General features: G+C 52.5%; 8 protein-coding genes. 3 read left to right on the top strand and 5 right to left on the bottom strand.

Annotated elements, in window-relative coordinates:
• Nucleotides 1-113: 113 nt before the first annotated feature.
• The 3 genes from DAQ1742_RS12655 (at nt 114) to DAQ1742_RS12645 (ending at nt 3,936) form a co-directional block, all read left to right on the top strand.
• Nucleotides 114-662, top strand: coding sequence for a YcbK family protein (locus DAQ1742_RS12655; RefSeq protein WP_035341195.1), 549 nt, complete (start codon nt 114-116; stop codon nt 660-662).
• A gap of 60 nt (nt 663-722) precedes the next feature.
• Entirely contained in the window at nt 723-1,361 is a 639-nt protein-coding gene (locus DAQ1742_RS12650) for an MBL fold metallo-hydrolase (protein WP_035341198.1), read from the top strand.
• A 316-nt stretch (nt 1,362-1,677) separates the two neighbouring features.
• Entirely contained in the window at nt 1,678-3,936 is a 2,259-nt protein-coding gene (locus DAQ1742_RS12645) for a YgiQ family radical SAM protein (RefSeq protein WP_232046487.1), read from the top strand.
• Nucleotides 3,937-4,062: 126 nt separating this feature from the next.
• Here the strand turns inward: DAQ1742_RS12645 and DAQ1742_RS12640 are convergent, their stop codons facing one another.
• From DAQ1742_RS12640 to pncB, 5 genes are all read right to left on the bottom strand, one after another.
• Entirely contained in the window at nt 4,063-5,253 is a 1,191-nt protein-coding gene (locus DAQ1742_RS12640) for an amino acid aminotransferase (RefSeq protein ID WP_035341204.1), read from the bottom strand.
• Nucleotides 5,254-5,505: 252 nt separating this feature from the next.
• Nucleotides 5,506-6,582 carry a porin gene (locus tag DAQ1742_RS12635; protein ID WP_035341207.1) on the bottom strand — a complete coding sequence of 359 codons (1,077 nt, stop codon included), beginning with the start codon at nt 6,580-6,582 and terminating at the stop codon, nt 5,506-5,508.
• A 609-nt stretch (nt 6,583-7,191) separates the two neighbouring features.
• Nucleotides 7,192-8,262, bottom strand: a complete 1,071-nt coding sequence (locus DAQ1742_RS12630; RefSeq protein ID WP_035341209.1) for a porin — start codon at nt 8,260-8,262, stop codon at nt 7,192-7,194.
• A gap of 294 nt (nt 8,263-8,556) precedes the next feature.
• A complete protein-coding gene (gene asnS, locus DAQ1742_RS12625) occupies nt 8,557-9,957 on the bottom strand; it encodes an asparagine--tRNA ligase (protein WP_035341211.1) in 1,401 nt (466 codons plus the stop codon).
• A 178-nt stretch (nt 9,958-10,135) separates the two neighbouring features.
• The gene (gene pncB, locus DAQ1742_RS12620) at nt 10,136-11,341 is read right to left on the bottom strand and encodes a nicotinate phosphoribosyltransferase (RefSeq protein WP_035341213.1); all 1,206 of its coding nucleotides are present in this window, start codon (nt 11,339-11,341) and stop codon (nt 10,136-10,138) included.
• Nucleotides 11,342-11,669: the final 328 nt, after the last annotated feature.

The raw sequence follows: 11,669 nt of genomic DNA, 5'->3' as shown, positions 1-11,669 counted from the left end.
CGTGAGCCGTCGGCCTAAAGCGGGTTGACGCCGCGAAGTGTGGCAGTTAAGGTGCAGGGCGGTACACGTTGTGTATCGCTTCCTCCTTTTTCAGTCCAGGGTGCTCGTGTTTTATGGAACCAATTGATCATCATCGACGCAAATGGCTTGCACTCGGCGGCGCGGCGCTGGGTATTGCATTGCTGCCGGGGCAATCGCTGGCTTCTCTGTCTACCGCTCGTCCCCGTATCCTGACGCTCAATAATGTGAATACCGGTGAACGTATCAAAGTCGAATTCTTTGATGGCCGCCGTTATAACAAATCAGAGCTTTCACGTCTGAACCATTTCTTTCGTGATTACCGGGCGAATAAAGTGAAAACCATCGACCCGGCCCTGTTTGATCAGCTATACCGCCTGCAAGTGATGCTTGGAACAACCAAGCCGGTACAGCTGATCTCTGGCTATCGCTCCTACAGCACGAATGAAGACCTGCGTTCAAGCAGTCGGGGCGTGGCGAAACAGAGCTACCATACTCAGGGTAAAGCCATGGACTTTCATATCGAAGGGGTGCAACTGGCGAATATCCGCAAGGCGGCGTTAAAAATGCGCGCCGGCGGGGTGGGATATTACCCGCAGAGTAATTTTATCCATATTGATACCGGGGTTGTTCGCACCTGGTAACGTTAAACGACCAAGCAGAGAATAGGTGCCCTGCAAGGATGAGGTAACTAACGGAGCGGTATGAAATACCAGATTATTCCCGTCACGGACTTTAGGCAAAACTGCACACTATTATGGTGTGAAAACACGCAACAGGCCGCTATTGTTGATCCCGGCGGCGATGCTCAGGCCATTAAGCAGGCGGTGGCACAGGCTGGGGTCACCGTCACACAAATTTTGCTGACGCATGGTCATTTGGATCATGTCGGGGCGGCGGTTGAACTGGCTGAACACTTTGCCGTGCCGATTGTTGGCCCGCATCAGGCGGATGCGTTTTGGCTCGATGGTCTGCCTGCGCAAAGCCGGATGTTTGGCCTGCGCGACTGCCCGCCGCTGGTGCCAACGCGCTGGCTGGAAGAGGGCGACACGGTGGTGATTGGTGAGTCGGTGCTGTCTGTAGTGCATTGTCCGGGGCACACGCCGGGGCATGTGGTGTTTGTTGATGAAAAAGCGCGAGTGGCCCAGGTCGGTGATGTCATCTTCCGCGGTGGCGTCGGGCGCAGCGATTTTCCACAAGGCAATCATCAGGCACTGGTGGACTCTATTCGCAATAAACTGTTTCCGCTGGGCGACGATATGGCCTTTATTCCAGGCCACGGCCCGATGTCCACCTTTGGTGAAGAGCGCCGCAGTAACCCGTTTGTGCGTGATCCTGACTGATTTTTGTATCAGTGCACGAAACAAACCCGCCGGTATGTGTCATGCCAGTCAGTGGATCCTGACTGGCATTATCTTTTGCGTATTGTGTATGACAGGCTGGTGCGGTCATTTTCACGCAATCTGTTTCCAAACAATTTGTTTCCACACAACGTATTTTCACTCAGTGGCCAGGAATGCCGTGTTTTTATGACAGCAACACCGGCCGTCCCGCCAGTTGCCAGAGGTTTGCCCGCTTTCGCAGGCGGGGGCAAAAAGGCATCGCCGGAGCTCCGGCCAGCCGGTATAATGCGCGACCAGAATTTTTCAGGTGGTCAATATGCAACCGATAACCCCGATCTTCTCCTATCCCCGCTACTGGGCCGAATGCTACGGTACGGCACCTTTCCTGCCCATGTCGCGCAACGAGATGGACGAACTCGGCTGGGACAGTTGCGATGTTATCCTGGTGACGGGGGATGCCTATGTGGATCACCCAAGCTTTGGCATGGCGGTGATTGGCCGCATGCTTGAAGCGCAAGGGTTTCGGGTAGGGATCATCGCCCAGCCGGACTGGTCTTCCAAAGCGGATTTTATGCGCCTGGGGGAGCCTAACCTCTTTTTCGGGGTGACGGCGGGTAACATGGATTCGATGATTAATCGCTACACCTCGGATAAAAAACTGCGCCACGACGATGCCTACACCCCCGGCAACGTCGCCGGTAAGCGGCCCGATCGCGCCACGCTGGTCTATACCCAGCGCTGCAAGGAGGCCTACAAAGAGGTGCCGGTCGTCATCGGCGGTATTGAGGCCTCGCTGCGCCGCATTGCCCACTACGATTACTGGTCGGAAACTATCCGCCGCTCCATCCTGTTTGATGCCAAGGCTGACATCCTTATCTACGGTAATGCCGAACGCCCGCTGATTGAGGTGGCACACCGCATCGCCGCGGGTGAACGTATTGAGGCGATGCAGGATATCCGCGGCACGGCGGTCATCCGCCGCGAGCCGCTGCCGGGCTGGAGCGGGGTCGATTCGAGCAAACTCGACCAGATTGGCCGTATCGATCCTATCCCTAACCCGTATATGGAAGGCGCGCCATGTTCAGACAGTGCCAGTGAGCGCGCGCCAGCTGCACAAGAAGCGAAACCGGTGCTGGTACAGCCAGCCAAACCCAAGCCCTGGGAGAAGACCTACATCAAGTTGCCGGCTTTCGAGCGCATCAAAGAGGACAAGGTGCTCTATGCCCATGCTTCGCGCATTTTGCACCACGAAACCAACCCCGGCTGCGCCCGGGCGCTGGCGCAGGCACACGGCGATCGCATTATCTGGATTAACCCGCCCGCTTTCCCGCTGGAAACCGATGAGATGGACGGGGTATTTGGCCTGCCATACCAGCGGGTGCCGCACCCGGCTTACGGTAAGGAGAAGATCCCGGCCTACGATATGATCAAGACTTCCGTCAACATCATGCGTGGTTGCTTTGGCGGCTGCTCGTTTTGCTCCATCACCGAGCACGAAGGGCGCATTATCCAGAGCCGATCGGAAGCGTCGATTCTCAAAGAAATTGAAGAGATCCGCGACAAGGTGCCGGGTTTTACCGGTGTGATTTCCGATCTCGGCGGCCCAACTGCCAATATGTATAAGCTGCGCTGCAAGAATCCCCGCGCCGAGCAGACCTGCCGCCGTGCTTCCTGCGTCTGGCCGGCTATTTGCCCACATATGAACACGGATCATACGCCGACCATCAATCTCTATCGCAAAGCGCGTGACCTCAAAGGTATCAAGAAAATCCTGATTGCTTCGGGAGTGCGTTATGACCTGGCGGTGGAAGATCCGCGCTACGTGCGTGAACTCGCCAGATATCACGTTGGCGGCTATCTCAAGATTGCGCCGGAGCACACCGAAGCGGGCCCGCTGGCGATGATGATGAAGCCGGGTATGGGCACCTACTACAACTTCAAGGCGCTGTTTGACAAATTCTCGAAAGAGGCGGGTAAAGAGCAGTACCTGATCCCCTATTTTATTTCGGCGCACCCCGGCACCACCGATGAAGATATGATAAATCTGGCGCTCTGGCTCAAAGCCAACCGCTTCAAACTCGATCAGGTACAAAATTTTTACCCATCGCCGCTCGCCAATGCGACCACCATGTATTACACCGAGAAAAACCCGCTCGCCAAGGTGCACCGGGTCGGCGGTGACGTGTTTGTGGCCAAGGGCGAGCGTCGTCGTCGCCTGCACAAGGCCATCCTGCGCTATCACGACCCGGCTGGCTGGCCGATTATCCGTGAAGCGCTTCAGGCCATGGGCAAAGGGTATCTGATTGGCTCCGGCCCTGAGTGTCTGGTTCCGGCCGAAGGCCGTGGCGAGCGCGCGGCGCTGGCTTCCGGCAAGGGAGCCCGGCCCGCGCTGACCCGGCACAGTGATATCAAACATCAGCGTGGTAATGCTCACCCCCGCGTGGGCAAGGCCATACAAAACCGGCTCAAGCCAGGCCGGTCAGCAAAGGCAAAACACAGGCCCGCACAGGGGCTGGGAAGCCGGTTGCTCAGGGTAAGCGCTCTGGAGGGTGAGGGAAGGACGCCCGAGCCTTGAGCGGCGGGCTTTCAGCATCCGGTTGCTGTGCCTTGCGGGCGCAGTAAAAAATAATGCCAGTCAGGGTAACTGACTGGCATTCAATCTGGATACGGGCCTGCCCCTAAAAGGGTGCATTTGCCGGTATTACAGCACCGCGACAATCGCCTCGCACAGCGGAGCCATATTTTCCGGTGTCATCCCCGCCACGTTGATACGCCCAGAGTTCACGGCATAAATACCAAACTCGTTACGCAGGCGCAGCACCTGATCTTTATTCAGGCCACTGAATGAAAACATGCCATTTTGGTTAATGATGAACGAGAAATCCTGCGCGGCACCTTTTTCCTGCAAGGTGTTAACAAACAACTGGCGCATACGCTGAATGCGCTCACGCATGGCGGTTAACTCTTGTTCCCAAATGGCACGCAGCGCGTCGTTTGACAGCACGGTAGCCACAACCGCCGCACCGTGTGACGGCGGGTTGGAGTAATTGGCACGAATACCGGCTTTCACCTGGCTAAATGCGGTATCTGCCGTGGCGGCATCAGCGGCAACCAGCGTACAGGCCCCGACACGCTCGTTATACAGGCCGAAGTTTTTGGAATAAGAGCTGGCAACCAGTAATTCCGGGTGTTTCGCCGCGAAAATGCGCAGCCCTTGCGCATCTTCTTCCAGCCCACGGGCAAAGCCCTGATAGGCAAAGTCAAACAGTGGCAGCCAGCCTTTTTCCTGCGCCAGCGTTGCCAGTTGTTCCCACTGCTCGGCTGTCGGGTCAATGCCGGTTGGGTTGTGGCAACAGCCGTGGAACAGCACCACGTCTCCTGCCTGCGCGGCGCTGAGGCTGCTGATCATGCCGTCAAAGTCCAGCGCGTGGTTTTCGGCGTCATAATAGGTATAGTCACACACCTCCAGCCCGGCAGAAGCGAACACATTTTTGTGGTTCGGCCAGCTTGGGTTGCTCACCCAAATTCGTTTCGCACTGGTCTGGCTGGCGATGAAATCCGCCGCAACGCGCAAACCACCCGTTCCGCCGGGGGTTTGTGCGGTACGAGCGCGTTTATTCGCAATAATCTCGCTGTGCTTACCGAATAACAGTTCCTGCGTGCAGCGTGCAAACTCAGGAATACCATCAATGCTCAGGTAATTTTTGGTGGTTTCTGTTTCCAGCAGCAACTGTTCTGCTTTTTTAACGCAGGTCAACACCGGCGTTTTACCGGTTTCATCCTTATAGACGCCGATGCCGAGATTAATTTTGTGCGGGCGTTCATCAGCGCGAAACAGGTCAGCCAGCCCCAGAATCGGGTCAGCAGGAGCGGCAGAGATTTTTTCAAACATTGCGACGTAATCCATGACAGAGAGTAAACAGAAATAGCAGGTTAACGCCAGCGTCTGGCTTTGCCAACCGTTTGCATCAAAAGAAACAGAAATAATGGCACAAGGGTAAACACTGGCATAAATGGCCCTGTCGGGCGGTGTGGTAAGCCTATCTTTGCGTAAACATACCGCTATCGCGCCGCCGATGTGCTCAGGTAATAAAAAAGCCGGGAGAGGGTTCCCGGCTTAACACAGGTGTGACATCAAGAGAGATTAGAACTGGTAGGTCAGGCCGGTAAAGACGCTGTCACCCGTTTTCTTACCGTACGGGTTGCTGTCTGCATCAATCAGGTTGACCAGATACTCGACGTTAGCCGCCAGGTTCTTATTGAAGTTATACGTCCCGCCGATGCTGACATATTTGGTGATATAACCGCTGGTTTTCACCGCAGAAGTGTCGTTATCGGCTTTAGCAGAAACATACGCCAGAGACGGTGTTAAACCAAAGTCAAAGTGGTACTGGGCAACGGCTTCGAACACTTTGGTCTTGTCTGCTGCTGCTGCGCTGCTAATGTAACTCAGGTTATGGAACTCACCGTAGGTGGTAGCAAGGTAGATGTTGTTGGCATCGTACTTCAGGCCGGCAGCCCAGGCGTCCGCTTTCTGGCCACGGCCATCGGCTACCTGTGAGGTGGTGCGGTCTACCGCTTCATAAGAGGCAATCACGCCCACGCCAATCGGCGACGTATAGGAAGAGGAAATACCAAAACCGTCGCCGGTCTGTTTTACCACATTGGTTGAGTCTTCATGTTTCGCCTGATATTGCAGGCCAAAATCCCAGCCCTGCACCAGGCCGAAGAAGTTCTTGTTGCGATAGGTCGCAACACCGGCACTGCGCCCGGTAATATTATCGGTATAGCTTTGGTCACCACCCCATTCCGGCAGCACGTCGGTATAAGAGATACCGTCATAGGCGATGCCGCGGTTGCGGCCATAATCAAACGAACCGAAGTCAGAGAATTTCAGGCCGGCATAGGCATAGCGCGTTTTACTGTTCCCAGCACCGGCATTGCTATCTTCTGCTTTGCTGGCATTGAATTGATATTCAAAGCGGCCATAACCGGTCAGCTCGCTATTGATTTTGGTTTCACCTTTAAAGCCTAAACGAGCGTAGGTCTGGTCACCTTTGCCTTGAAAACTTTTGGCGGCATCACCGAAGTAATAGCCAGCGTGTACTCGCCCCGTTAAATCGAGCTTATTACCATCTTTGTTGTACACTTCTGCGGCGTTGGCTGCGCCTGCTGCCAACAGTGCCGGAATAACCACGGCTAAAATATTACGCTTCATCATTAAACGACCCTCGTTGTGTTATGTGTCCGGCTTGTCTTTACAGAAATATCGCAGTGAACTTCTGTCGCCAGCCGGTGTCTTTCTGTGTCCGCAAGCAGTGTTCCATTCATGGTGCGGTTTATCTACTTCATAAATGCTACTAATTACGTGTTGGTGAAACACTTAATTTCTATATGTAACTAAATATTTTTTAAAAATAAAAAATACGTCATTTATCTTTAATTTGACTTTTATTATGATTTTTTCACACTTTTATAGTGTGAAATAGCGTTTTCCTATATCTATAAATATGAATTTGATATGAAAAAAATCTTTCATTTTCATGAAATTAAAAAGATAAAAAAGGGTTTTGATTGTAGGTGGTTTTGAGGTGGGTATTGAGTGTTAAACCTTACTTTAAAGGTGTCTTTATTAAGCAAAATGCGCGATGGTGCTGTTTTTACGGTGATAAATGCAGCAAAAGAAAGTGACAGCAGGAAGGTTTAAGAAGGTAGTGATAACAGAGAAAAGAGCAAGAATAAAGTGACGTAAGATGCAATAAAAAAACATCAGCCGACAAGGCGGCTGATGTTCCCGACAGTGTGTAAATCAGTTAATCAGCAGAGCTGATTAGAACTGATAAATTGCACCAACTGCTACAGTGTTACCAGTTTTAACGCCAAGCTGGTTGCTGTCATCTTTGATCAGGTTGATATCGTACTCAACCAGGGTAGAGAAGTTTTTGTTGAACGCATAGGTAGCACCGATGCTCACATATTTCTTCAGGTAACCACTGGTTTTTGCGCTATCGTCATCTGCTTTAGCACTGACATAACCTAAAGACGGAGTCAGGCCGAAATCGAGGTTGTACTGAGCAACGGCTTCAAACACTTTGGTTTTGTCGTAAGCAGAAGTAGCAGCAGCGTTTTTATAAGACAGGTTGTGGTATTCACCGTAGGTGGTAGCCACATAGATGTTGTTAGCATCATATTTCAGGCCAGTTGCCCACGCTTCAGCCTTTTTACCGCGATTGTCAGCGGTCTGCTTGTCAGTACGATCGGCTGCAGTGTAAGAACCAATCACGCCTACGCCAAACGGCGCGGTGTAAGAAGAGGATACAGCCCAGCCGTCGCCAGTTTTTCTTCTGTATTCTGATGAATCATCATGTTTTGCTTGGTAACCCAGCGCGAAGTCCCAGCCGTCTACCAAACCAAAGAAGTTTTTGTTGCGGTAGGTTGCAACGCCAGCGTTACGGCCAGTGATGTTGTCGGTATAGACGGAATCACCACCCTGCTCCGGCAGTACGTCAGTGTAAGACAGGCCATCATAGCCAACTGCGCGGTTACGGCCGTAATCCAGTGAACCGAAGTCACCGAATTTCAAACCAGCGTACGCGTAACGGGTTTTACCAGCAGTGCTGTTAGTATCTTCAGCAGAGGATGCGTCAAACTGATACTCAAAACGACCATAACCGGTCAGATCGCTATTGATTTTTGTTTCACCTTTGAAGCCCAGACGAGCGAAGGTCTGGTCGCCGTCACCCATGACACTTTTGGACTCATCGCCAAAATAATGGGCAGCTTCGATTTTACCAGTCAAATCCAGCTTGTTGCCGTCTTTGTTGTATACTTCAGCCGCATTGGCTGCGCCAGCAGCCAGCAGAGCCGGGATTACCACTGCAAGAATATTGCGCTTCATCATTATTACCCTCATTGGTGTTATTAAGGCACCTGCATCACAATTTAAAACCCCATAGGGAACTTTATTGCCGATACAGTTGTCTTCCTGTGTCTGCACGCAGTGTTCCATTCAGTTGCGTGTTTATCTACCGTTTAAATGATACTAATTTCGAAATCGAGTAACCAATAGAAAATTTGTATTACAATTTGTAAATAAAGCGGAACTTTGTGAGCGATCTCTAAAATAAAAAAACAAGGGCACCGCCAGGGTGCCCTTGTTGATGCAGATATTTGTTTTTCTTATGTAATTTTTTGCTTAGAAACTTGCATTGCGCGGTGTACGCGGGAACGGGATCACATCGCGCACGTTTTGTACACCGGTTACATACGCAATCAGGCGTTCAAAGCCGAGACCGAAGCCAGAATGTGGAATGGTGCCGTAACGACGCAGATCGCGATACCACCAGTAATCTTCTTTACTGAGCCCCATTTCTTCCAGACGGGCGTCCAACTGCTCCAGACGCTCTTCACGCTGCGAACCACCGATAATTTCGCCAATGCCGGGAGCCAGCACATCCATGGCCGCCACGGTTTTCCCATCTTCATTCATGCGCATATAAAACGCTTTGATATCTTTCGGGTAATTTTTGACGACCACCGGTGCCTGAAAATGCTTTTCGGCCAGGTAGCGTTCGTGCTCGGAAGAGAGGTCGATGCCCCAGGACACCGGGTTCTCAAACGTCTGCCCGCAGTTTTCCAGAATGGTTATCGCATCGGTGTAATCCACCTGTGCGAAATCGGAACTGACAAAGCGCTCCAGACGGCTTACAGCGTCTTTATCGACTCGCTCGGCGAAGAATTTCATGTCATCGGCGCGCTCTTCCAGCACTGCCTGAAACACGAATTTCAGCAAGTTTTCCGCCAGTGAGGCGACATCGTCCAGTGTGGCGAAAGCGACTTCGGGTTCAATCATCCAGAACTCGGCCAGGTGACGGCTGGTGTTGGAGTTTTCCGCCCGGAAGGTTGGCCCGAAGGTGTAGATTTTAGACAGCGCGCAGGCATAGGTTTCGCCGTTAAGCTGGCCTGATACTGTCAGAAAGGCTTCTTTGCCGAAGAAGTCTTCGCTGAAATCGACCCGGCCTTGCTCGTTACGCGGCAGGTTTTCCAAATCCAGCGTGGAGACGCGGAACATTTCACCGGCACCTTCGGTGTCTGAGGCGGTGATGAGCGGGGTGGAAACCCAATAAAAACCGTTCTGGTGGAAGAAACGATGAATAGCCTGCGCCAGCGTGTGACGCACGCGTGCGACAGCACCAATCAGGTTGGTGCGCGGGCGCAGGTGCGCCACTTCACGCAGATACTCGATGCTGTGACGTTTGGCGGCCATCGGGTAGGTGTCCGGGTCATCGACCCAGCCAACCACATTGATGGCCGTTGCCTGAAGTTCAAAACTTTGCCCTTCACCGGGGGATTCAACCACTTTGCCCGTCACTTCGACAGAGCAGCCGGTGGTCAGGCGCAGTACGTCACTCTGGTAATTGTCCAGATTATTATTCACGACGGCCTGTAGCGAATCAAAGCAGGAACCGTCATAGACGGCGATAAAGGAAATACCGGCTTTAGAGTCTCTCCGGGTACGTACCCAGCCGCGCACGGTGACGTCACTGTCAACGGCGACACGGCCTTGCAGTACATCGACTACAGGCACTACGCTCATAACATTCTCTCTATTGGTCAATGTGGGTGGAATTCATCAATACGCCTATCGCCCCATCATGGGGCGTGGGTTTATGTTACTTGTCGCCTTGCAGGACACAAGTGGAAATCACCGCAACGCACTAAGTTTTATGCGATAGCGGTGTCGGCGGATTAAAGAGTAGGCAGTAAGGTGCGCCTCAGGAGGCTTTTTTTACGCGTGGCAAATCGAACGCTTTGCGCAGTGCGCTGACGAAGGCCTGATCCTGACAGATGGTTTTACCGGGGCTGTCTGATAATTTGGCCACCGGTTTACCGTTGCACTCCACCAGCTTGATAACGATATTCAGCGGTTTGATACCCGGAATATCGCAAGTCAGGCGAGTGCCGATACCAAATACCACCGGAATGCGTTGCTGAAAATGGCGGTAGAGGTGTAGCGCTTTTTCCAGATTAAGATTATCGGAAAACACCAGCGTCTTACTCATGGGGTCGATATCCAATGCGCGGTAATGGGCAATGGCTTTTTCGCCCCATTCGATAGGGTCGCCCGAGTCGTGGCGCAACCCCTGATAACGCTCGGCGAAGCGCTGGTCGAAGTCGCGTAAGAAGGCATCCATCGTGATGCAGTCCGTCAGGGCGATGCCGAGCTGATTGGGGTACTCCTGCAACCAGGCATCAAGCGCTGCACGCTGGCTGCTGGCAAGCGTCGGGCTGATTTGCTGATGGGCCTGAAACCACTCGTGTGCCTGCGTTCCCACCGGGGTGAGCTGCAACTGATGGGCGAGAAAATAGTTGCTGGTGCCGATAAGCCACGGGAATTGTGCCTTCAGGGTGCGCACAATGTCGTGATGTACGTGACGGGAGAAACGGCGGCGGGTGCCGAAGTCCATCAGGCGGAAACCGCTTAAATCCACATCGGCACTGAGCGTGCGAAATGCATCGAGCGTGTGTTGCAATTGCGCCAGGGCCACCCCGGTATAATCACCCGGGTGGCGGGCGTGATGCACGACTTCACTGATCACCGCCAGCAACGGCACTTCCCATAAAATGACTTCGTGCCACGGGCCGGTGATGCGAATATCCAGCTTGCCCTGATGCTGACTGACGACTATCTGTGCCGGGTTAAAACGAAAGGTTTTCAGCCAGTTGAGGTAGTCGGGTTTAAAAAACGGCAATGATGCGAGATACGCGTATTCGTCATCACGTAACGATAACTGACTCATGGCGTCTATCTGTGCACGAATCTCATCGGCATAGACTCCCAGTAACTCATCGCCACGGCAGCGGAACTCCGCTGCAACATGAACATCATGATAATGGTGGTATACCGCCTGCTGCATGTGCAGTTTATAGGCATCGGTATCCAGCAATGAGGTCAGTATCGGGGAGGTGTGTAAAGTCATAATGCGTTCCCGCATCCTCGTTTAAGACAATCTTGTTTAATGCAGTTGACAGTGCTGTTTAGCAGCGCTGGCGCGGTTGTATCAGCCGGCTGTCTGTTCAATGGCGCTTATCACATCATATTGGGCGGATGAAGGCGAGATTCAATTGTGCGATTGTGACAAAAAAGTATCTGTTTTTACGCCAGATTTAACAGGAGTGATTGAATCATAATGTTTTTTATACTAAACAAAAAAACAGCACTCACGCGCTGCTCATGGCAATATTGAGAATGAATGCAGAAAGTTTGCATTCCTCCGGTCTCTCCCCTTTAATAGACCTAACAGCCTG

It is taken from the genome of Dickeya aquatica (assembly GCF_900095885.1).
Taxonomy (GTDB): Bacteria; Pseudomonadota; Gammaproteobacteria; order Enterobacterales; family Enterobacteriaceae; genus Dickeya; species Dickeya aquatica.
This window is presented reverse-complemented; position numbering and strand designations above follow the sequence as displayed.